The following is a 22233-nucleotide window of genomic DNA, read 5'->3' on the forward strand; positions in this document are numbered from 1 at the left end:
AGCCGATGAAGGCGTGATCCTTCATCGGCTTGTTTCATGCAGCCAAGGCGTCAGGCGGCCAGGGCGAAGTCCTGAGGCACGTCCTGCACGCCTACCAGGGCCACGTCGGCCGCCGCGAACGACGTCGAATCCGCATGAGCCACACCCGCTGCGGCCAGTTGGTCGAAGGTGGAGTTGACCGACAGGCTTGGGTCGATGTCCTTGAGCAGGGAATCGATCGCCGAGGCGAGTGCCGAACTGTCGCCGCTCATCAGGCCGTAGACGATCTGGTGCACCTGGCCCGCACGGCCTTCCGACTGCAGGCTCTCAAGGCCCAGGTTGGTAAAGCTGACTTCCTGGTTGGCGAGGCTGTAGCTACCGCCGGCAGCGCCGCCCGTCAGGACAGTGCCCAGGTTGAGGGCGTCGAGCGAACCCCACAACGTGTGCGACGGCGGGTTGAACAGGGTGTAGTGCAGGTCGCCGTCAGCGACCACCGCCGCATTGCTGACCGTGCTGGACACGCCATATTGGGTACCGTCGAACGGCCCAGGATTGAAACCACCAGTGTTCGAACCCTCTTTGACCGAGCCTTCACGGTGGTTCAGGTCGCCAAAGTAAGCCGACCAGTCGCTCAGGTACTCGGCAACGGTATTAGCGGCATAGGCCGTGCTGTATGAAATAGAAATGCTCATGCAAAACTCCAAGTCATGGGGTGGTAACTCCGCAGCAAGCCAGTGCCTGCTGTGGCTTTGCCCGTCACTGGGCAAAATCGGTCAGAACTGATATTCAACGGTGCCCTGCAGGGTGCGCCCACGGCCGAGGGTGAAGGCCAGCACGTCGCCCAGCGGCACCAGGTACGCGCGGTCGGTGACGTTTTCCATGGCCAGGCGCAGCGTCAACTGATCAGTAGCGCGGTAGCTGCTGTAAAGGTCGTAGACGGTGTAGGGCTTCCAGTCAGCGGGGTAAACGCCGGTTTGCGAGGTGGTCACGCCGACGCCGCCTTTTACGTAGTAACCGGCGCTGTAGCGGGCGCGGACACCCACATCCAGCTTGCGCTCGAAGAAACGCGCGCCCAGCGTCGCGGTGCCACGGTCCATCGGCATGTGTTCGGAGGAACCAAGGATGGCGTTGCAACTCACGGCGGCATTGGCCACGTTGTCCGGCACCATGGCGTCCACCGGGCTACGGTTACCTGGCCGGCTCTGGATCTTGGTCACGCCGCCGAGCCAGGCGGTGTTGCTGCAGAACTTGTTGCTGCCGAGCATGCGGGTGTAGTTGACCTGGCCGTAGGCAAACCCGGCGTCGTAATCCAGTTGGTACTCGAGGCCGCGAAAACGGGTGGTCTCCAGGTTGTTCACATACGCCGCATTGCCAATGTTGGCGATGCCATAACCTGGCGGCTGTACCCCCAAGGCCATATAGGAGAAGTCATCGACGCGAGTGTTGAAGTAGGACACTTTCACGCCCACACGGTCGTCTGCGAACAGCAGGTCTTCCTTGAGCACGTTGAACCCGACCTCCCACGCCGTGGACTTCTCGGGCTTCAAGTAGGGGTTGGGCAGGATCGATTCCGAACCACCGCCATGGGGCCGGCCGCTGACGAGGGTTTCGGTGACCGCCGGAGGACGCCAGCCCTTGCCGTACGTGGCAAACAGTTGCAGCCAGTCGACACCCGGCTTGATCGACAGGCCGAAGGTCGGCGAGAAATGCCCCTCCTCCCGGTCAACGTCGTAGCCCACGGGTACGCCGATCTGGCGGGTGGTGCCGATGATGAAGGTGCGGGTGTTCAAGCCGGTTTCGCCCCGCAACCGATAGCGGTCGTAACGCAGCCCGGCATTCAGGTTCAGCCAGTCGTCGTAGTCGTAATCCAGGCGACCGAACAGGCTGCCCATCGCCCGGTCACCTTTGGGGGTGATGCTTTCCAGCGCGGAAGCCTCAACCGCAGAGCCAGCCTCCACCGGCTGGTTGGAGTCCGGCCGGACCTTGTCGTAGAAAAACTCCAGCCCGTAGTTGGCCTTGAGCACGGACAGCTCGCTCAAGGCAAAGGTCGAGGTGTTCTGTGCCTGAACGCCATAGGTGTCGGTTTGATAGGTCACGTCGTAGCCGGGTGTGCGGCCACGGGCCAGCGTGGACTGGTCGTTGCGGGTGTCGACGGCGTAAAGCTTGGCCTTGAAGTCGATCAGCGGATTGTCCGGCGTGTAGCTGTAGTCCAGCGCGAGGTTCTGTGCTTTAACGTTGCTGCTGCCGAGCTTTTCCCATAATTGAGGTTTTTCGGCGGTCATCATGTTGACGTCGTCGTAGTCGACTTCGGTCAACAGGTAACTCAGTTGCAAACGCTGGTCAGCCGGCAGGTTGAGACCGAGCTTGAGCAAACGCGAACGCATCACCGAGCCCGAATAGGCGACCTGGGTATTCTTGATGCGATCCTGGCTGGCCGGTATGAACGCCGTGCCGGTACGCAGGTCGCCGATGCTGCCCTGGGTGCCGGGGTCGTAATCCCCCAGATGCCGCTCACTGGCCGCCACCAGCATGTCCCACACATCGGTGCCGACGGCAAACGCCGAACTGCCGATAAAGTGCGTACCGTTGCTGAGCCCGCCGAGGCCCGTGGTGACACGAATGCGCCCGCCGATTTGCTTGCCGTCCTTGAGCAGGTCAGCCGCCTCCACGGTACGAAAGTTGGCAACCCCGCCAATCACTCCCGCACCGCCCATGGTGGAGGTCGCGCCCTTTTCGATCACCACCTCGGACAGCAACTCAGGGTCGACATACAACGTGCCGTTACGTTGCTGGTGACCGCTCTGCTGATAATTCTGGCGCATGCCGTCGACCGACATGTTGACCCGGCCATAGTCCTGGATCCCGCGAATATTCACCGACAGGCCCGGGTCCTGCTGACTGACCGCCGAGTAGACCCCAGGGGCCTCTTCCAGCATCTCGGCGGCATGGCGCGGCGGGTTGCGATCCAACTGTTCACGCCCCACCACACTGACCGAGCGCGGCGATGAGTACACCCAGTCACTCCTGTGCTGGCCGGTGATCGTGGTGGTCGCCAATGCCAACGCAGCGTTGGCCGGCTGTTCAACCCGGGTCAGGGTGACCTGACGGGCGCCGGTAAAGCGATATTCCACCGGGGCGGCACCGAGCAAACGGCCCAGGCCTTCGTGCACACTGAAGCTGCCCTTGAGCGCGGTGCTGCTCAACCCTTGCAGGCGCTGGCTGTCGAACAGCACCTGCAAGCCGGCCTGGTCGGCGAAGCTCAGCACGGCGCTGCCCAAGGGTTGCGCGGCGATGTCAAACATCAAGGTGGCGGGCTGCGACGCACCAGCCGGTGCCTCGGCGGCCTGCACCTGGCAGGCAGAGGCGAACAGCCCCAAGTGAATGGCAAGGGCCAACCGGCTACCGGTATTGCGCCCCTTGGTGATTGCAGACATCGACGTTATCCCTTCGCTGACCATTCTTGTTTATGCGAATACTTCTCACTTAACAGGACGTGTCAGGCGTCGGAACTCAGTAAGGTTTTTTTGAAAGTTTTTTCGAAGGGCGTAAATGGGGCCCGGCGACCCCATCAATAGATCAGGCTCAGCCCCGCCAGATCGAAGCGCTGCACCTGCAATTCTTCGGTCAGGGTACCGAGGGCGGTGTCGAGCATGTCGAGACGGAACACGCCGCTGACTTCACGGGTGCCCAGGTCGGCGTCGGTCAGCACCACCTTGCCAGGCCGGTAGCGGTTGAGTTGCTCGATGACCTTGGCCAGTGGCAACCGGTCGAAGATCAGCACGCCCCGGCGCCAACTGGTGGCGCGCTCCAGATCGAGGTCATCAAGGGCGACCACGCCGTTTTCGGGACTGTAGCGCGCAGCCTGGCCTTCCTTGAGCACGGTTTCTTTCTGCGGCAGCGCCTGGAGCGTCACTGCCACACTGTGCTGCAACACGCCGACCCAGGCCTGCCGGTCATCTTCCCGCTCGACCACAAACCGCGTGCCAAGGGCGCGGGTTTGCCCGCTGGCGCTCTGCACCACGAACGGCCGCTTTTCCTCGCCGGCCATCGGCGCCACATCAAAGATCGCCGAGCCCTTGATCAGGCTGATGCGCCGCTGCACGCCGTCAAACTCCAGCTTGATTGCACTCGCGGAATCCAGTTGCACGCTGCTGCCGTCGGCCAGGTGCACGGTGCGCACTTCGCCCTTGTGGGTCACGTAATCGGCCTGCAGGTGCAGCAACGCTTCGGGCCCGCGCACCCAGCCGGCGGCGGCTATCACCAGCAACAGCACGACACTCGCCGCCACGCGCCACGGCTTGCGGCGCCGAGAGCCGCGCACCGGCGCAGCGGCGGAAGCCGGGCGCTGGCGATGCACCGTCTCATCGCGATGCACCTCGCCCAGCGCCGCCCACGTCTGCTCGGCAAAACGCAGCGCAGCTTCATGGCGGCTGTCCCTGGCGATCCATTGGCGCAACTCGGCCTGTTCCTGATCGGTCAGGGCGCCGGCGTGCAGGCGCACCGCCCAATCGGCAGCCGCCTCGGTAATGCTGTGCTGTTGCGGACCTGGGCTATTCACGTGTGAATCTCGAATTTTTCGTTATGTAACGCTGTGACGTTTGACCCCAGGTTTGTCGGTAATTCATTCGTCGGATGGCCCCGCCTCGCCTTCCTGCAAACGCTGCATGACATACGCCAGCGCCTTGGCCAGGTGCTTTTGCACTGAGCTGTCGGAAATATCCAGGTGTCGTGCAACCTGGGCATGGGTCATGCCCTCGATGCGGTTGAGGCGGAAAATCTGCCGGGTACGCTCCGGCAATTCCGCCAGTGCCTGCTTCAATGCCTGCCGCTGTTGCTGCGCCATTGCCTGAGCCTCCAACCCGGCCATTTCGTCTTCAATCTCGGCCAGCGCCTCGTGGGGCACGGAGTCGGTCTTGCGCCGTGCCTCCTGGCGAATATGGTCGATCAGCAGATTGCTGGCCGTGCGATAGAGATAGCCCTGGGAATTGTCGATGCGTTCGCCGACCGGCTTTTGCGCCAGGCGCAGGAAACTCTCCTGCACCAGGTCTGCGGCCAACTGCGGGTCCCGTACCTTGCGCGCGAGATACCCGCGCAGGGTATCGGCGTGCTTGAGAAACAGGCCTTTGAGATCCACGTCCGACAAACCGACTCCCTGGAATGTAAAGGAAACAGGCGGGCATCTTAAGCGTTGTCGAGAATGATTTTCAATTGATATCAACTCTGATCTGCATAACGGTGGTTTTCATTCTGCGTTCGATAATCGAACGCTTCCCACCCAGGTGATTGACCAAATTAACCATCCAGTACATTTTATCGGCATACATAAAAACAACAGTGGAGAACCCTTCATGCCGCCCATCGTGCTGGTGCTCAACGGCCCCAATCTCAACCTGCTCGGCACCCGCGAGCCGGCCACTTATGGCCATGAAACCCTGGCCGACGTCGCCGCCCTGTGTGGCCGCAGCGCCGAACAGCTGGGACTGAAAGTCGAATTCCGCCAGACCAACCACGAAGGCGAATTGCTGGACTGGATCCACGGCGCCCGCGCCCGTTGCGCCGGCATCGTGATCAACCCGGCGGCCTGGACCCACACCTCGGTGGCGATCCGCGACGCGCTGGTGGCCAGTGAAGTGCCGGTGATCGAAGTGCATTTGTCCAACGTGCATGCCCGGGAAGCCTTCCGTCATCACTCCTTTGTGTCACCGATTGCCAAGGCGGTGCTGGCCGGATTTGGCAGCCACGGTTATCACCTGGCCCTCGAACATTTCAGCAAGACCTTGAAGGGATGAGCCCGGTGTCCAAACGTCGAATTCTCGCCGGCCTGATAGGCGCAGGCATCCAGGCTTCCCGTACTCCGGCCCTGCACGAGCGCGAAGGCGATGCACAGGGCCTGCGTTACCTGTATCGCCTGATCGACCTCGACCAGTTGCAAACAGATACCCGCGCCCTGCCCGACCTGTTGATGGCCGCCGAGCAGATGAACTTCACCGGCTTGAACATCACCTACCCGTGCAAGCAGGCGATCCTGCCGCTGCTGGACGAACTGTCGCCCGAAGCGCGGGGCATCGGCGCGGTGAATACCGTGGTGCTTTGCGACGGTAAACGCATCGGCCACAACACCGACTGCCTGGGCTTTGCCGAAGGTTTTCGTCGGGGCTTGAGTGATGTGGCTCGCACGTTCGTGGTGCAAATGGGCGCAGGCGGTGCCGGCGCGGCAGTGGCCCATGCGCTGCTGGGCGAAGGCGTGGAACGCTTGAGTATTTTTGACGTGGACGCCGAGCGCGCCCGCAGCCTGGCGGATAACCTCAACCAGCATTTCGGTGCCGGTCGGGCCCAGGCAGGCAATGACCTGGAAAGCGCCATGGCCGAGGCCGATGGCCTGGTGAATACCACGCCGATGGGCATGGCCAAGTTGCCGGGCATGCCGGTGCCGCTGCACACGTTGCGCGCTGATTTGTGGGTGGCGGAGATTGTGTATTTCCCGCTGGAAACCGAACTGCTGCGCAACGCCCGCGCCCTGGGTTGCCGCACCCTGGATGGCGGCAACATGGCGGTGTTTCAGGCGGTGAAGGCGTTTGAGTTGTTCAGTGGCGAAGTGGCGGATGCCGAGAGAATGCTCGCGCACTTCCGAAGCATGAACATCTAACTGCAGAAACGGGATCAAAAATGTGGGAGCGGGCTTGCTCGCGAAGGCGGTGGATCAGCCAAACATCCGGCGACTGACACTCCGCCTTCGCGAGCAAGTCGAATCGTCGCACCGCCGCTCCCACATTTTGCTCAGTGTTGAACTCAGGCCTGCAAATAGCGTAACACCGACTCGCAGATCATCGCCCGATGCCGCTGCTTGACCGACTCATCCGACAACTCGATCTGAAAGATCTCGCTGAAGGTGTGGCGGTTCGACACCCGGTAAAAACTGAACGAGTTGATCAGCAGGTGCACGTCCAGCGGCTCCAGCCCTTCGCGGAACAGCCCCATCTCCGCACCCCGGCGCAACGTAGTGCCGAGGGCTTCGAGGATGTTGCTGTTCATCGCCTTGATCGACGTCGACTGCTTTACGTACTCGGCGTTGTGAATGTTCTCGATGCTCACGATCCGCACAAAATCCACGTTCTGATCGTGGTGATCAAAGGTGAATTCCACCAGCCGGCGGATCGCTTCCCGGGGCTCCAGGGCCGTCAGGTTCATCCGGGTCTCGGTGTTGCGAATGTCGCCGTAGAGCTTCTCCAGCACCTCGACGTAGAGCTGTTCCTTGCTGCCGAAGTAGTAATAGATCATGCGCTTGGAGGTCTGGATACGCTCCGCGATCGCGTCCACTCGGGCGCCGGACAGGCCCTGCTGAACAAACTCGACGATGGCTTCCTGGAGAATGTTCTCGCGGGTCTTTTCCGGGTTGTTCTTGCGGCTCTTGCGCGGCGCAGTGGCCGCGGCGGGAAGCTCGGAAGTCAGGGTCATGGTGCGCTCACGGCCTTAGGTGCAGGCGGTGATTATGGGCCGCGCCGCACGCCGAAGGAAGCGCCGGCACCTTACAACCTGGCTTGGCGCGTCGCACCGCTGCGGGACTTGGCCATGGCGGCCAGGCGCACCGCCACGTTGGCCGCGCCGTAACCGGTGTAGCCGTTCCTGCGCTGGATGATCTCGAAGAAAAACCGTCCTTCGAACGGCTCGGTGTAGACGTGAAACAGTTCACCGCCCTGGGCATCGCGGTCGTACAGCACGTTGTAGTACGCCAACTGGCTGAGGAACTCGTCGTCGAAATCAAACCGCGCTGCCAGGTCATCGTAGTAGTTCAGCGGAATATCCAGCAGCGGCACACCGGCATCCTTGGCCCGGCTGACCTCACTGAAAATGTCCGCGCAGTCGAAGGCAATGTGGTGCACGCCCGAGCCACGATAGCTCGACAGCGCGTGGGAAATCGCGGTGTTGCGGTTCTCGGAAATATTCAGCGGCAGGCGAATCGAGCTGCAGCGGCTGCGCAGTGCCCGGCTTTTCACCAGGCCGTAGGGGTCGGGCAGCACCACTTCGTCATCGGCTTCGAAATCCAGCAGGCTTTTGTAGAACAGCACCCAACTGTCGAGGCTGTCGGCAGGCAAGGCCATGGCCATGTGGTCGATGCGCAGCAGGCCGCCGCTGGCAGCGCTCGCGGTTTGCAGGTTGAAATCGGTGTCGTAGAGGCCGCCTTCGTTCTGGTCGACGAGGTAGATCAGGCTGCCATCCGGTGCACGAACGGCCGCCAGCTCCAGCTCGTTGGGGCCGACCAGGCCACGATACGGCTGGCCCTTGTAGGCCACCGCACGCTCCAGGGCCTTGGCGCTGTCCTTCACGCGGATCGCCGTGGCGCACAACGACGGGCCGTGGGCCTCGAAGAAGTTGTGGGCAAAGGAATAGGGTTCACAGTTGAGGATCAGGTTGATATCGCCCTGGCGCAGCAGGCTCACGCTCTTGGAGCGATGCTGCCCGGCCTTGACGAAGCCCAGGCGCTCCAGCCATGAAGTGAGCTTGGCACCGAGGTTTTCATCCACGGCAAATTCCAGGAATTCAATGCCGTCGTATTCGCTGGCGGCCGGGGTTTCAAACAGAATCTCTGGGACAGGTTTGGCTTCCTCCGCCAGCCGCTGGCGAGTCTTCTCTTCCAGGTACAGCAGCGAGCGCAGGCCGTCGGCGGCGTTGGCCCGAGTCGGCGCGGCGCGGAAGCCGTCGTTGAAGATTTCCAACGACAACGGACCGGTGTAGCCGCTCTTGATGATGGGTGCAAGGAAGCCCGCCAGGTCGAACTCGCCTTGCCCGGGGAAGCAGCGGAAATGCCGGCTCCATTCCAGTACATCCATGGCCAGGATCGGCGCGTCAGCCATCTGCACAAAGAAAATCTTGTCGCCGGGAATCTCGGCAATGGCGCTCGGGTCGCCCTTGAGGGACAGGGTGTGGAAGCTGTCGAGCAACACGCCCAGGCTCGGATGATCGATCTTGCGCACCAGGTTCCACACCTGTTGCCACGTGTTGACGTGCCGGCCCCAGGCCAACGCTTCATAGCCAATGCGCAGGCCACGCCGGCTAGCGTGTTCGGCCAGCAGGCTCAGGTCATCCAGTAGAATGCTTTCATCGCCAACAGAATCGGCTGACGCGTTACTGCACACCAGCACCAGGTCGGTGCCCAGCTCCTGCATCAAGTCGAACTTGCGCTCGGCTCGTTCAAGGTTGCGCGCCAGGCGGTCGCGGCGGCAGCCTTCAAAATCCCGGAACGGCTGGAACAAGGTGATGGCAATGCCGAGGTCGGCGCACATCTGCCTAACTTCCCGCGGACTGCCGTCGTAATACAGCAGATCGTTTTCGAAGATTTCCACGCCATCAAACCCGGCAGCGGCGATGGCTTCGAGTTTTTCCGGCAAGGTTCCGCTCAAGGAAACGGTGGCGATGGAGCGTTGCATGGGGCGACTCCCGGCAGATGAAGCAGGTCTTATTTACGGCAAATTATTGGCCGCCAGGTTCATCACAGCAATTGAAATGTACGAACCGGTTAGTTTTATGGGCGATTATCGAACAGAATGGCAATCGGCGAATTGACGATTTTTTAGCCTCTGCGCACCATCGACAGCACATTGAGTCCCGCTCGGGTTGAGTGGCCTCGGTTAACCAAGACCCTGAACACACCATAAAAATTTCAAAAAAACGGGTACTTCCTCATGCCTTCGCAAAATCCCGCCGTGGCCGTGCGCCACAGCAATCCCCATAGCGGCATCGGCGACAAAATCCGTGGCGCCATGGCTGTCGGTAAAACCCGCTGGGGCATGCTGGCCCTGGTGTTTTTCGCCACCACCCTGAACTACATCGACCGCGCCGCCCTCGGCGTGATGCAACCGATCCTGGCCAAGGAAATGAGCTGGACGGCGATGGACTACGCCAACATCAACTTCTGGTTCCAGGTGGGTTACGCCATCGGCTTTGTGCTGCAAGGTCGGCTGATCGACCGGGTCGGCGTCAAGCGCGTGTTCTTCTGCGCGGTGCTGCTGTGGAGCCTGGCCACCGGCGCCCACGGCCTGGCCACCTCGGCGGTGGGCTTTATGGTCTGCCGGTTCATTCTCGGTTTGACCGAAGCCGCCAACTACCCGGCCTGCGTCAAGACCACCCGCTTGTGGTTCCCTGCCGGCGAGCGTGCCGTGGCCACCGGGATCTTCAATGCCGGCACCAACGTCGGCGCGATGATGACGCCGATGCTGCTGCCGCTGATCCTTCACGTGTGGGGTTGGCAGGCCGCCTTCCTGTGCATGTCGGCACTGGGCGGGATCTGGCTGCTGTTCTGGGGCCTCAAGTACTACAACCCGGAAGACCATCCGAGCGTGAAGCAATCGGAACTGGACTACGTGCAGCAGGAAGTCGAACCGGAACAACCCCGCGTGCCGTTCAGCCGCATCCTGCGGATGCGCGGCACCTGGGCCTTCGCCCTCGCCTACTCGATGACCGCACCGGTGTTCTGGTTCTACCTGTATTGGTTGCCGCCGTTCCTGAATCAGCAATACAACCTGGGCATCAACGTGACCCAGATGGGCATCCCGCTGATCATCATTTACCTGACGGCGGACTTCGGCAGCATTGGCGGCGGGATTCTGTCTTCGTTCCTGATCGGCCGTGGGATGAATCCGATCAAGGCGCGGCTGTTGTCGATGCTGCTGTTCGCCTGCTGCATCGTCGGGGTGATCATGGCCGCCGGTTCCAGCCAGCTGTGGGTCGCGGTGTTTGCCATCTCCCTGGCCATCGGCGCGCACCAGGCCTGGACGGCCAACATCTGGAGCCTGGTGATGGACTACACGCCCAAGCACATGATGAGTACGGTGTTTGGTTTTGGCGGCATGTGCGCGGCCATCGGCGGGATGTTCATGACCCAGATCGTCGGCCATATCCTGACCGTGACCAACAACAACTACACCGTGCTGTTCACCCTGATTCCGGCGATGTACTTCATCGCGCTGATCTGGATGTACTTCATGGCGCCGCGCAAGATTCCGACCGTCGAGGTCTGAATTTCCTACCTGCGCCGCTGCTGCCAGGCAGCGGCCAACCCGCTCAGACAAATCACCCCGATCCCGACCACCGTGGTCAGGTCCGGGGTGTGGTTAAACACCAGCCAGCCCAACAACCCCGCAAACACGATCTGGCAATAGCCGAACGGCGCCAGCAAGGCCGGTGCCGCGAAGCGGAAGGCCTGGGTCAGCATCAAGTGCGCGGTCATCCCGCAACTGCCCAGCGCCAGCATCAACACCCCATGCCACAGGCTCGGCACTTGCCAGAAGAACGGCACCAGCGCACTCATCACCAAGGTGTTGCACAGCCCGGCGAAGAAGTTGCTGGTGGTGGGCGTGTCGTACTTGCTGAGGATGCGGGTGAGCAGTTGGTAGAAGCAGAAGAACAGCGCGGACGTCAGAGGCAACAACACCGCCGGGGTGAACAGCTCACCGCCGGGGTGCACAATGATCAACACCCCGATGAACCCGCAAATCACCGCCAGCCATTGGCCACGGGTCACGTGCTCACCCAGCAGCGGCACCGACAAGGCGGTGACCAGAATCGGCGCAAGAAAGTTGACCGCCGTGGCCTCGGCCAACGGGATAAAGTGCAACGCCGCCGTGAAAAACAGGCTGGTGCCCAGCAGACACAAGGCCCGCGCCACCTGCAGCAACGGTCGTTTACTGCGCAGTACCCGCAGCCCTGATTGCGGCAGGAAAATCCCGGCCATCAAGAGTGTGTGCACCAGGTAACGGGCCCACACCACCATCACGATCGGGTAGAACCCGGCCAGGTATTTGGACAGCGCGTCGTGGCTGGAAAACAGAAAAGTAGCCACCACAATCAGCAAAATGCCTTTGAGGGGGTGGTTGACGCCGGAAAGTGGGGTGCTGAGGGTCATTGCATTCTCTTGAGTGGCAGGCTGAAATGACCGCCGCATACCGCGGCATAATCTAGAACGGGTAAAGCGCCTCGCTCAAGAGCATAACCAAACACTGTTCGAACAGCGCACTAAATTGCGGTTTTCCAGTCCAACGCTTCACGCCGCCCCGCCCACTGCGCGTTTTTTTAACCAAGGCCTTCGTACCATGAAAAAAACCCTGTTGATTCTTTCGACCCTGGCGCTGCTCAGCGCCTGCGACAAGCAAGCCGAGACCGCCAAGGCGCCGGCACCGCCCTCCGTCCAAGCGACGCTGGTACCGGAAGTGCTGCCCACCGACAAATGGGTCGGCAAGTGGATTGGCGTCGAAGGCCTGAACCTGACCATCGCCAAGGACGACAGCATCGGCCGTGGCCACTATGTACTGACCATGAAATACGGCCTGGATGACGATGATTCCGGCACCTTCAAGGGCCAGGCATCCGAAGACGGCATCACCTTTGAACGCCCGGACGGCCCGCAGATCCTGAGCGCCGGCGACGGCGAAGCCACTGGCCTGAAATGGCTGGCCGACAAGAAGGACTGCCTGATCGTCGACACCGGCGAAGGCTATTGCCGCGACTGACAGAAGCTTCATATAGGCCGGCCGACACAGCGTTTAGCATCGTCAGACAGCCGGACTGGCGCCAACCCTACACACCAACAACACTGAGCTGCAGAACCATCAAGAGGATTGCCACATGCTATGGAAAAAAGGCCGACGCAGCGACAACGTGGTGGACGCCCGCGATGACAGTGGCGGCGGTGGCGGTGGCATGCGTTTTGGCGGCGGCAAGGGCCTGAGCCTGACGGCCATCGTGCTGATCGTCGGCATCGGCTGGCTGACCGGCCAGGACCCGATGCAGATCCTCGGGCAACTCAGCGGCCAGCTCACCGAGCAAGCGCCCTCCGTCAGCCCGCAAACCCGCCAGGCGCCACCGGCCAATGATGAACAGGTCGACTTCGTGCGCGCCGTCCTCGGCGACACCGAAGACACCTGGGCCCAGGTGTTCCAGGAAAACGGCCTGACCTACAAGAACCCCAAATTGATCCTGTTCCGCGGTCGGGTGAACTCCGCCTGCGGTGGCGCCACCTCCGCCAGCGGGCCGTTCTATTGCCCGGCAGACCAACAGGTATACCTGGACCTGGATTTCTTCCGGGAAATGTCCCAACGCTTCAAGGCCGCCGGGGATTTCGCCCAGGCCTACGTGATTGCCCATGAAGTCGGACACCACGTTCAGACGCTGCTGGGCATCTCGGCGAAGATTCAGGCAGCCCGCCAGCAAGGCCGGCAGATGCAAGGCGACGGCGGCCTGCTGGTACGCCAGGAACTGCAAGCCGACTGCTTCGCCGGTGTGTGGGCCAACCGGGCGCAAAAGCGCCTGAACTGGCTGGAGCCTGGCGACATTGAAGAAGCATTGAATGCGGCCAACGCCATCGGCGATGACCGCTTGCAGCAACAGGGCCAGGGCCGCGTGGTACCTGACTCGTTTACCCACGGTACCTCGGCACAGCGGGTTCGCTGGTTCAAGACCGGCTTCGCCCAGGGCCAGATCACTCAATGCGACACCTTTACCGCCAAGAGCCTTTAAATGAATAAACGACTGGGTCTGCTGTTAGGTTTGTTGATCACCTGTTCCTCCTCCACCTGGGCCGCCGAGCATGGCGTCAAGGTGGTCAGCCCCGATCGTTTTCACCTGGATGCCGGCGACCTGAGCGTCGGCTTGAGCCAGGACTGGCGCCAGCCGCTGCCTCAAGTCACCCGCGCGCTGATCATCGTGCATGGCCGCCTGCGCAACGCCATGACCTACCTGGACAGCGGCGAAAAGGCCGCCAAAGACGCAGGACAAAACGCCAACACCCTGGTGATTGCGCCGCAGTTTCTCAACCAGACCGACATCAAGCGCAACCAGGTCGACAACCAGACCCTGCGCTGGAACAGCAACGACTGGATGGCCGGCGAGCCGTCCACCGGCCCGGGCCAGATCAGCTCCTACGGCGCGCTGGACCAGATCATCAAGCACCTGGGCAACCGCAAGCTGTTCCCGAACCTGAAGGAAATCGTGGTGGCCGGTCATTCCGGCGGCGGCCAGGTGGTGCAGCGTTTTGCCCTGACCGGGCATGATCACCCGCTGCTGCAAACCGAAGGCATCAGCTTGCGCTACGTGGTGGCGAACCCTTCGTCCTACGCCTACTTCAGCCCGCAGCGTCCGGTGAAGTTCGATGTTTCCAGTTGCCCTGATTTCAATGACTGGAAATACGGCATGCAAAACCTGCCGGCCTATGCCAAGGGGCAAAGTGCCGAGCAACTCGAGCAGGCTTACGTTTCGCGTAATGTCACTTACCTGCTGGGCCAGCAGGACACCGACCCGAATCACCCGGCGCTGGATAAGAGCTGCGGGGCTGAAACCCAGGGCGCGTATCGCTTGATTCGCGGGCACAACTACTTTGACTACCTCAAGCAGCGGCACCCGCAGTTGGGCCACAAGCTGGTGGAAGTGCCGGGGGTTGGGCATGACGGGGACAAGATGTTTACGTCGCCTGAAGGGCAGAAGGTGTTGTTTCCATAACCACTGAAGAAACCGGATCAAAAATGTGGGAGCTGGCTTGCCTGCGATGGCATCACCTGGGTGTTACTGATACACCGCGGTGTCTGCATCGCAGGCAAGCCAGCTCCCACATTTGATCTTCATTGCCTGGGGTTAGAGCATCCGGCGCAATACCGCGCAATCTTCGGCATGCCAATCCGCGAGCTCCGGCCACGGGTTATCCGGCAAGTTAACCAACACCGTCTTGGTCCCCGCCGCCCGCCCACAATCCAGATCAAAGCGGTAATCACCGACCATCACCATCTCTTGCGGCGTCACTTCCCACGCTCGCGCCAGCTTCAACAAACCACCCGGATCAGGCTTGGGCGGCGCATCATCGCGCCCCAACACATCCTCAACCGCAAAGCAGTCCGCCAAGCCGATCGCCTGCAACGTCACATGGGCCAGCTCCCGCGCATTGCGCGTCAGGATGCCCAGCCGATAACCGCGCCCGGCCAATTCCCGCACCAACTCCACCGCACCGGTCGCCGCCACCGAGCCCAGCGCCAACTCGCGCTCATGCTCCAGCAGCCACGCATGCTTGGCTGCTGCTTCGTCGGCGGGCAATGCCGCCAGGTGCGTAAGAATGTCGTCAGTCGCCGGAATATCCAACGCTACGCGAATCGCCGCAAAATCATGCACGGCCACCGTCAGGGTGCCATCCATGTCGAACACCCAATGCTTCACATCACTCAGGCTCATGCCCAATCCTTGCGATGACGAATCAAGCCTTCCTGGGTGACCGACGCCACCAGTTGCCCGGCGCGGTTGTACACACTGCCCCGGGAGAACCCACGGGAATTGCCGGCCCACGGGCTGTCCATGGCGTAGAGCAACCAGTCATCGGCACGCAGGTCGGCGTGGAACCACAGCGCGTGGTCGAGACTGGCGACTTGCATGTCTTTCTGCCAAACCGTCTTGCCATGGGGCAGCAGCGAAGTGGTCAGCAGGCCGAAATCCGAGGCGTAAGCCAGCAGGTATTTGTGCAGCGCCGGTGAGTCAGCCAACGCGCCATCCGCACGAAACCACACGTATTTGACCGGGTCGGACGGCTGCGGGTTGTACGGGTCTTTCTCGGTCACCGGCCGCACTTCGATCGGCTTGGGGCACAGCAGTTTTTCGCGCATGTGCTCAGGAATCAGGTGCGCGCGCTGCTGGGTCAGCTCCAGCTCCGAGGGCAGGTTTTCCGGGCCGACCACCACGGGCATGGTGGTCTGATGCTCGAAGCCTGCTTCGTCGTACTGGAACGAAGCGCTGCAGGTGAAGATCGGGTTGCCCTTCTGGATCGCCGTCACCCGGCGCGTGCTGAAACTGCCGCCATCGCGCACCCGGTCGACCGAATACACCACCGGCAACGCCGCATCGCCCGGGCGCAGGAAGTAACCGTGCAACGAATGCACATGCCGCGCCTCTTCAACGGTCTGGCTGGCCGCCGACAGCGACTGGCCGAGCACTTGGCCGCCGAACAGCTGGCGAAAGCCCAGGTCCTGGCTGCGGCCGCGAAAGAGGTTTTCCTCGATCGGCTCCAGGGTCAGCAGGTCCACCAGATCTTCCAACACTTGGCTCATAGAGCATCTCCTACAACAATCTATTGGGCATTCCGGGCTGCTTATCCGTGCAGCGTGTCCAACCATTGGGCGCGGGTGATGCGATACAACACATGATGCCGCACCGGGTCATCCGCTGCGACCTTGGGGTGTTCAAAATCTGCCAGGGGATCGTAATGCATACCGATGGCCTGCATGACTTTTTGTGATGGCAGATTGGCTTCAGTGGTAAACGAAACGATCTCGTCCAGCTTCAGCCGGTCGAAACCACAGCGCAGGGCGGTCCAGGCGGCTTCGCTGGCGTAGCCCAGGCCCCAGTGTTCCTTGGCCAGGCGCCAGCCGATTTCCACCGCCGGGGTGAACGGCGCCTCGAAGCTGACATTCAGCAAGCCGGTGAGGCCGATGAATTCGCCGCTATCTTTACGCTGCAACGCCCACAGGCCAAAACCGTATTCGGCAAAATGGCCGCGAATACGCCCGATCAGCGCAGCGCTTTCCAGGCGGCTCAAGGTGGCCGGGAAATAACGCATCACCTGCGGGTCGGCGCACATGCGCGCAAACTCCGGCAAGTCGGCATCGCTCCATTGGCGCAGCACCAAGCGTGCGCTTTCCAATTGCAGTATTGGCTCCATTGATCCCCCTCCCTTGCCATGTGCGTGAGTGTAACGCGCTGTTAAGATCCGTCGCTGGTTCCCGTCAGAAATCGCCATGCCTTTGCCACTGATCTACCACGACGACTACAGCCCCGAGTTCCCGGCAGACCACCGCTTCCCCATGGATAAATTCCGCCTGTTGCGTGACCATCTGGTAGAGAGCGGCCTGACCCGGGACAGCCAATTGCTGCGACCGGAACTCTGCCCAGCCGAGATTCTGGCCCTGGCCCATGAACCTGGGTATATCGAACGCTACATGAGCGGCGAGTTGTCCCGCGAAGACCAGCGGCGCCTCGGCCTGCCCTGGAGCGAAGCCCTGGCCCGGCGCACCGTGCGCGCGGTGGGCGGCTCGTTGCTGGCGGCCGAGCAGGCCCTTGAGCATGGTCTGGCCTGCCACCTGGCCGGCGGCACCCACCACGCCCACTACGATTACCCGGCGGGTTTCTGCATCTTCAATGACCTGGCGGTGATCAGCCATTACCTGCTGGCCAGCGGCCAGGTCAACCGGGTGCTGATCTTCGATTGCGACGTGCACCAGGGCGACGGTACCGCGCGCATCTTGCACGACACCCCGGACGCGATCACCGTGTCCCTGCACTGCGAAAAGAACTTCCCCGCCCGCAAGGCCGAAAGCGACTGGGACATCCCGCTGCCGATGGGCATGGGCGACGCGGACTACCTCAAGGTGGTCGACGATGCCCTCAATTACCTGCTGCCGCTGTATCAGCCCGACCTGGTGCTGTATGACGCCGGCGTAGATGTGCACAAGGACGACGCCCTCGGCTACCTCAAGCTGACAGACCAAGGCGTCGCCGCCCGCGATGAAAGCGTGATGCGCCACTGCCTGGGCCGCGATATTCCGGTGGTCGGCGTGATCGGCGGCGGCTACAGCAAAGACCGCCCTGCCCTGGCCCGTCGCCACGGAATCCTGCACCACAGCGCGCAGCGGGTCTGGACGTCATCAGGTTGTCATTGAGTTATGCACCTTACCCACAATCGCTGTGGAACTGCCTGTGGATAACCTGAGTGAAAGCCGCTGCAAGCCATAAGTTGTATGGCCTGCAGAAGGCTGTTCATTTTTTGATCAGGCAGGTTCGCCGTCCTCGGGTAGAATGCTCGGCCTACTTTGCCGAACCGCAGTTATCCCCATGCCCCAGACTCAAACCTCACCTCAACACGTCATCATCATCGGCGGCGGCCCCGCCGGGCTGATGGCCGCGGAAGTGTTGAGCCAGGCCGGGGTCCGGGTCGACGTGTACGACGGTATGCCGTCGGTGGGCCGCAAGTTTCTGCTGGCGGGCGTCGGCGGCATGAACATCACCCATTCCGAAGCCTACCCGGCGTTTTTGTCGCGCTACGCCGAGCGCGCGCCGTTCATGGCGCCATTGCTGCGTCAGTTCGGTGCCGAAGCGTTGTGCGAATGGATACATGGGCTGGGGATTGAAACCTTTGTCGGCAGTTCCGGCCGGGTGTTTCCTACCGACATGAAAGCCGCCCCGCTGCTGCGCGCCTGGCTCAAGCGCCTGCGGGACCAGGGCGTAGTTATCCACACCCGTCATCGCTGGGTGGGCTGGAATCCCGACGACAGCCTGCTTATCCACAGCCCCGAAGGCGACAAATGTGTGCGCGGGGATGCGGTGCTGCTGGCGTTGGGCGGCGGCAGCTGGTCGCGACTGGGTTCGGACGGGGCGTGGCTGAAGTTGCTGGAAGACAAAGGCGTGCCTTACGCAGCGTTGCAACCGAGTAACTGTGGCTTCGAGGTGTCGGCCTGGAGCGAATTGATGGTCAGCAAATTCGCCGGGGCGCCGTTGAAAAACGTCGCCATCGGGTTAGCGGACGATAAACCTCGGCTGGGTGAATGCGTGATCACCGCCACGGGCATCGAAGGCAGCCTGATCTACGCGTTGTCGGCGCCGATTCGTGAGGCGATCAACCGGGATGGATCAGCCACGGTGCATATCGACCTGTTGCCGGGCAAGCCGCTGGACAAGGTGATTGCGGCGTTGAGCAAGCCACGTGGCTCACGCTCGATGAGCAAGCATTTGCACAGTCAGTTGGGAGTGGACGGGGTGAAGGCGGCGCTGCTGCGGGAATTGACCCCGGCCGAGCATTTCAACGATCCAGCTCAGTTGGCGGCGGATATCAAGGCGTTGCCGCTGACGCTGGTGAAAACCCGGCCGATGGACGAAGCCATCAGTACGGCGGGCGGTGTGCCGTTTGAGGTACTGGATGAACGCTTGATGATCAAGCAATTGCCGGGTGTGTTTTGCGCAGGCGAGATGCTGGATTGGGAAGCACCGACGGGCGGGTACTTGCTGACGGGGTGTTTTGCCAGCGGGCGAGTGGCTGGGCGCGGCGTGCTGGAATGGCTGAAGAACTGATCGTTCCCACGCTCCGCGTGGGAACGCCGCTCAGGACGCTCCGCGTCCGCTTCTGAAGCTGACGCAGAGCGTCACAGGATGCATTCCCACGCAGAGCGTGGGAACGATCCTTAAGGCTTACTTCTTCTTACGCGGCCCAGTATTAAACGCAGGCACCTTGCGCACCGGCTTGATCGACGGCTCCGCCACCGACACTTCACCACTCTCCACCCACTTGCCCAGGTTGCGCTTGCCGCCACCGGACGCCTTGGGTTTCTTCGGCTTTTTCGGCTTCTTCACCACCTGGCCAGTGGCATCGGTATCCGGCACGCGATGCTCCGGTTCGAAGTCCTGCTCCATCTTCCGGGTCAATGTCTGACGGGTCAGCATCTCGATGGCCGACAGCATGTTTACTTCATCCGCACACACCAGGGAAATCGCCTCACCGGTGTTGCCCGCACGACCAGTACGGCCGATGCGGTGGATGTAATCCTCGGCCACGATCGGCAGGTCAAAGTTGACCACCAGTGGCAAGTCTTCGATATCCAGGCCACGGGCCGCTACGTCAGTAGCCACCAGAATCTGCACGTCACTGCTCTTGAAGCGATCCAGCGCGCGCTGGCGAGTGGCTTGTGGTTTGTCGCCGTGAATCCCGTCGGCATTGATGCCCAGACCTTGGAGCTTCTCTACCAGCGCATCCACGCCGTTGCGGGTCTTGGCGAACACCAGCACCTGCTTCCAGCGGCCCTTGCGCATCAGGTGCACAAACAGTTCCGCCTTGCGCTTCTTGTCCACCGGCACCACCCACTGCTTAACAGTATTGGCGGCAACGTTGCGCGGGCTGACTTCGACGGTCAGCGGATCAATCAGCATCTGCCCCGCCAACTGGCGGATCTCGTCGGAGAAGGTCGCGGAGAACAGCAAGGTCTGGCGCTTTTTCGGCAGCATGCGGTAGATGTTCGCCAGTTCTTCGGAGAAGCCCAAGTCGAGCATGCGGTCGGCTTCGTCCAGCACCAGAGTTTGCAGCTGGTTGAGTTTCAGCGCGTTCTGGCGGAACAGGTCGATCAGGCGGCCAGGGGTGGCGACCAGCACGTCCACGCCTTTGCGCAGCTTCATCATCTGCGGGTTGATGCTCACGCCGCCGTATACGGCGTACGTGGTCAGCGGCAGGTGTTGAGCGTACTCGGCGACGCTGGCGTGAACCTGCTCGGCCAGTTCGCGGGTCGGGCACAGGATCAGCGCGCGCACCGAGTTGGCGCTGACTTTCGGCCCTTCCATGGTCAGCAACTGCAGCAGCGGCACGGCGAAACCGGCGGTCTTGCCGGTGCCGGTTTGGGCCGCAGCCATCAGGTCGCGACCGGCCAGCACCGCCGGAATGGCTTGCGCCTGCACCGGCGTCGGGGTCTGGTAGCCAAGCGTCTCAAGGGCGCGCAGCAAGGGTTCGATCAGGCCAAGTGTGGCGAAAGTCATGGAAATACCGTAGGAAAAAGTCAGCGCAAGGTCGCAATGCGCGGCAGTTTACCTTATTTCCGGTTTCGGCTTTCGCCACTGTGGCAGGCTGATCAGCAACACCGCGCTGATGATCACCAACATCGCCAGGGCTTCTTCCGTGCCGATGGTCTCGCCGACAAACACAATCCCGAGCAACACCGCCACCGCCGGGTTGACGTAGGCATAGCTGGTGGCCGCCGCCGGGCGTACGTGCTTGAGCAGGTACATATAGGCATTGAAGGCGATGATCGAACCAAACACGGTCAAGTACGCCAGGGCCAGCCAGCCTTCCAGCGGTGGCATGGCTTGCAGGTGTTCACCGCTGACGGCACTCAGCACCAGCAGCACTACACCGGCAATCAGCATCTCCGCCGCACTGGCCATGGCGCCTTGCGGCAGCGGCAAATGCTTGCTCCACACCGACCCGAAGGCCCAGGCCGCCGCGGCAAAAATCAGCAAGGCCGCACCGGTGGGGCTCGATTGCAGGTTGGAGCCCATGTTGAGCATGGCGATGCCGATAATCCCCAGCACCACCCCGGCCCATTCCAGACGGGTATTACGCGCGCCCCAGAAATAACCACAGAGCAACGTGAACAACGGCACCGTCGCCACCGCCAACGCGGCAACCCCGGACGCCACGCCCGTATGTTCGGCCACACTGACCGCACCGTTACCGAAGGTCAGCAGCAAAATGCCGATCTTCGCGGCAGCCTTCCACTGCACCCAAGTCGGCGCCGGCGCCCCGCGCCAGCGCAGGAAGGCATACATCAGCGCACCCGCTGTCATAAAGCGAATCCCCGCCAGCAACAACGGCGGCCAGTACTCCACACCAATGCGAATCACCAGGTAGGTAGACCCCCAGATCACATACAGCGCAAAAAAGGCGGCGATCAACGGTAAGGGAAAGCGACGTGGGCCAGGCATTGGGCAGCTCTGCGGCAGGACAAGGGAGCGTTATTTTAGAAATCTCCGGCCGTAAACATAAGTTACAAAACCTGTTTAAAGCGCCAGTACACTTTTCAAAACATGGTTATCAAGGCTATAAACCGTGCTTTCGAAAGCTATGGATTCCCGGAGCCTTATCATGGACAAATACGACCGCATGCTTCTCAGCGCTCTGCTAGAAGACGGCCGCGCGTCCTACGCGCAATTGGCGCGCACCGTGAACCTCTCGGCGCCCGCCGTGGCCGAGCGGGTGGCGAAACTGGAAGCCAGTGGTGTGATTACCGGGTATCAGGCCAAAGTCGACCTTTCGAAGGTGGGGCTGCCGATCCAGTGCGTGATTGAGTTGCGGTTGACCAATCATGGGAGTCAGAAGGTGTACGACGCCCTGGCGGAAATCCCCGAGTTGACTGAATGCCATCGGGTGACCGGGGATCCGTGCGTGATCATGCAGGCGGCGGTGGGCTCGATGCCGGAGTTGGAGAGTTTGATCAATCGGGTGGCGAAGTTCGGGTTCAGCAAGACCTCGATCATCTTGTCGAGCGCGATAGAGCGGCGGGTGCCGTTGGGGCAGTTGGAGGGGAATGGGAAGAATGGTGGCTGATCTATCCCCATCGCGGGCAAGTCCGACTCCCACAGTTGACCGAGTTGCCTGAAACACCCGCGCTCAACTGTGGGAGCTGGCTTGCCTGCGATGATGTCAGTAGCTTCACCACTTCCCTTTGTTCGAAGCTGCCTGGCACGGGCAGCAGCGGG

General features: G+C 61.7%; 22 protein-coding genes. 10 read left to right on the plus strand and 12 right to left on the minus strand.

Features of this window, described 5'->3' with window-relative positions; genetic code table 11:
• Positions 1 to 50 precede the first annotated feature (50 nt).
• From K0H47_RS00780 to K0H47_RS00795, 4 genes are all read right to left on the minus strand, one after another.
• Positions 51 to 671: a heme acquisition protein HasA gene (locus K0H47_RS00780; protein WP_063026971.1), complete on the minus strand. Its 621-nt coding sequence runs from the start codon at positions 669 to 671 to the stop codon at positions 51 to 53.
• 81 nt (positions 672 to 752) lie between these two features.
• Positions 753 to 3413 (minus strand): TonB-dependent receptor, encoded by a 2661-nt coding sequence (locus K0H47_RS00785; RefSeq protein ID WP_219271747.1) that lies wholly within the window; start codon positions 3411 to 3413, stop codon positions 753 to 755.
• Between the two features lie 134 nt (positions 3414 to 3547).
• Positions 3548 to 4537 carry a FecR family protein gene (locus K0H47_RS00790; RefSeq protein WP_219271749.1) on the minus strand — a complete coding sequence of 330 codons (990 nt, stop codon included), beginning with the start codon at positions 4535 to 4537 and terminating at the stop codon, positions 3548 to 3550.
• Positions 4538 to 4600: 63 nt separating this feature from the next.
• Entirely contained in the window at positions 4601 to 5122 is a 522-nt protein-coding gene (locus K0H47_RS00795) for an RNA polymerase sigma factor (RefSeq protein WP_093204841.1), read from the minus strand.
• 205 nt (positions 5123 to 5327) lie between these two features.
• On the opposite strand from K0H47_RS00795, the gene aroQ reads away from it, so the two are divergent.
• Both aroQ and K0H47_RS00805 read left to right on the plus strand, forming a co-directional pair.
• Positions 5328 to 5768 carry a type II 3-dehydroquinate dehydratase gene (gene aroQ / locus K0H47_RS00800; RefSeq protein ID WP_017477859.1) on the plus strand — a complete coding sequence of 147 codons (441 nt, stop codon included), beginning with the start codon at positions 5328 to 5330 and terminating at the stop codon, positions 5766 to 5768.
• Positions 5765 to 6625: a shikimate dehydrogenase gene (locus tag K0H47_RS00805; RefSeq protein ID WP_219271751.1), complete on the plus strand. Its 861-nt coding sequence runs from the start codon at positions 5765 to 5767 to the stop codon at positions 6623 to 6625. The genes aroQ and K0H47_RS00805 overlap by 4 nt, the downstream gene beginning before the upstream one ends.
• Before the next feature lie 143 nt (positions 6626 to 6768).
• Here the strand turns inward: K0H47_RS00805 and K0H47_RS00810 are convergent, their stop codons facing one another.
• The gene (locus K0H47_RS00810; protein WP_063026963.1) at positions 6769 to 7434 is read right to left on the minus strand and encodes a TetR/AcrR family transcriptional regulator; all 666 of its coding nucleotides are present in this window, start codon (positions 7432 to 7434) and stop codon (positions 6769 to 6771) included.
• 71 nt (positions 7435 to 7505) lie between these two features.
• On the minus strand, positions 7506 to 9404 hold the full coding sequence (gene quiC, locus K0H47_RS00815; RefSeq protein WP_201140862.1) for a 3-dehydroshikimate dehydratase QuiC: 1899 nt from the start codon (positions 9402 to 9404) through the stop codon (positions 7506 to 7508).
• Between quiC and K0H47_RS00820 the strand changes: the two genes are divergently transcribed.
• Together K0H47_RS00820 and K0H47_RS00825 are read left to right on the plus strand one after the other, a co-directional pair.
• On the plus strand, positions 9403 to 9540 hold the full coding sequence (locus K0H47_RS00820; RefSeq protein WP_157721300.1) for a hypothetical protein: 138 nt from the start codon (positions 9403 to 9405) through the stop codon (positions 9538 to 9540). The genes quiC and K0H47_RS00820 overlap by 2 nt on opposite strands.
• A 119-nt stretch (positions 9541 to 9659) precedes the next feature.
• Entirely contained in the window at positions 9660 to 10994 is a 1335-nt protein-coding gene (locus tag K0H47_RS00825; RefSeq protein WP_063026959.1) for an MFS transporter, read from the plus strand.
• A gap of 5 nt (positions 10995 to 10999) precedes the next feature.
• On the opposite strand, the gene K0H47_RS00830 is transcribed toward K0H47_RS00825, so the two are convergent.
• Complete coding sequence (locus tag K0H47_RS00830) at positions 11000 to 11878, minus strand: DMT family transporter (RefSeq protein ID WP_017477864.1); 879 nt, start codon at positions 11876 to 11878, stop codon at positions 11000 to 11002.
• A gap of 187 nt (positions 11879 to 12065) precedes the next feature.
• Here K0H47_RS00830 and K0H47_RS00835 point away from each other — a divergent pair, with 187 nt between their 5' ends.
• The 3 genes from K0H47_RS00835 to K0H47_RS00845 all read left to right on the plus strand — a co-directional run bounded on the left by K0H47_RS00835 (position 12066) and on the right by K0H47_RS00845 (position 14466).
• Entirely contained in the window at positions 12066 to 12482 is a 417-nt protein-coding gene (locus K0H47_RS00835) for a hypothetical protein (RefSeq protein WP_017477865.1), read from the plus strand.
• Between the two features lie 115 nt (positions 12483 to 12597).
• Complete coding sequence (locus K0H47_RS00840; RefSeq protein ID WP_219271753.1) at positions 12598 to 13488, plus strand: neutral zinc metallopeptidase; 891 nt, start codon at positions 12598 to 12600, stop codon at positions 13486 to 13488.
• Complete coding sequence (locus K0H47_RS00845; RefSeq protein WP_063026955.1) at positions 13489 to 14466, plus strand: hypothetical protein; 978 nt, start codon at positions 13489 to 13491, stop codon at positions 14464 to 14466.
• Between the two features lie 132 nt (positions 14467 to 14598).
• Here K0H47_RS00845 and K0H47_RS00850 read toward each other — a convergent pair whose 3' ends face one another.
• The 3 genes from K0H47_RS00850 to K0H47_RS00860 are packed head-to-tail and all read right to left on the minus strand — an operon-like array spanning position 14599 to position 16663.
• A complete protein-coding gene (locus K0H47_RS00850; protein WP_177026244.1) occupies positions 14599 to 15186 on the minus strand; it encodes an HAD family hydrolase in 588 nt (195 codons plus the stop codon).
• Positions 15183 to 16052, minus strand: a complete 870-nt coding sequence (gene tesB, locus K0H47_RS00855; protein WP_017477869.1) for an acyl-CoA thioesterase II — start codon at positions 16050 to 16052, stop codon at positions 15183 to 15185. Before tesB ends, K0H47_RS00850 begins: the two co-directional genes overlap by 4 nt.
• Positions 16053 to 16093: 41 nt before the next feature.
• Positions 16094 to 16663, minus strand: a complete 570-nt coding sequence (locus K0H47_RS00860; RefSeq protein ID WP_017477870.1) for a GNAT family N-acetyltransferase — start codon at positions 16661 to 16663, stop codon at positions 16094 to 16096.
• 76 nt (positions 16664 to 16739) lie between these two features.
• Between K0H47_RS00860 and K0H47_RS00865 the strand changes: the two genes are divergently transcribed.
• Together K0H47_RS00865 and K0H47_RS00870 are read left to right on the plus strand one after the other, a co-directional pair.
• Positions 16740 to 17660 carry a histone deacetylase gene (locus K0H47_RS00865; protein ID WP_219271755.1) on the plus strand — a complete coding sequence of 307 codons (921 nt, stop codon included), beginning with the start codon at positions 16740 to 16742 and terminating at the stop codon, positions 17658 to 17660.
• A 172-nt stretch (positions 17661 to 17832) separates the two neighbouring features.
• Positions 17833 to 19065 (plus strand): TIGR03862 family flavoprotein, encoded by a 1233-nt coding sequence (locus K0H47_RS00870; RefSeq protein ID WP_219271757.1) that lies wholly within the window; start codon positions 17833 to 17835, stop codon positions 19063 to 19065.
• Between the two features lie 117 nt (positions 19066 to 19182).
• Here the strand turns inward: K0H47_RS00870 and K0H47_RS00875 are convergent, their stop codons facing one another.
• Together K0H47_RS00875 and yedA are read right to left on the minus strand one after the other, a co-directional pair.
• Positions 19183 to 20514, minus strand: a complete 1332-nt coding sequence (locus tag K0H47_RS00875; protein ID WP_017477873.1) for a DEAD/DEAH box helicase — start codon at positions 20512 to 20514, stop codon at positions 19183 to 19185.
• A 48-nt stretch (positions 20515 to 20562) separates the two neighbouring features.
• Positions 20563 to 21459, minus strand: coding sequence for a drug/metabolite exporter YedA (yedA, locus tag K0H47_RS00880; RefSeq protein ID WP_177026241.1), 897 nt, complete (start codon positions 21457 to 21459; stop codon positions 20563 to 20565).
• A 160-nt stretch (positions 21460 to 21619) separates the two neighbouring features.
• On the opposite strand from yedA, the gene K0H47_RS00885 reads away from it, so the two are divergent.
• Positions 21620 to 22081, plus strand: a complete 462-nt coding sequence (locus K0H47_RS00885) for an Lrp/AsnC family transcriptional regulator (protein ID WP_010174823.1) — start codon at positions 21620 to 21622, stop codon at positions 22079 to 22081.
• Positions 22082 to 22233 lie beyond the last annotated feature (152 nt).

It is taken from the genome of Pseudomonas sp. Xaverov 83 (genome assembly GCF_019352905.1).
Lineage (GTDB): Bacteria > Pseudomonadota > Gammaproteobacteria > Pseudomonadales > Pseudomonadaceae > Aquipseudomonas > Aquipseudomonas yamanorum.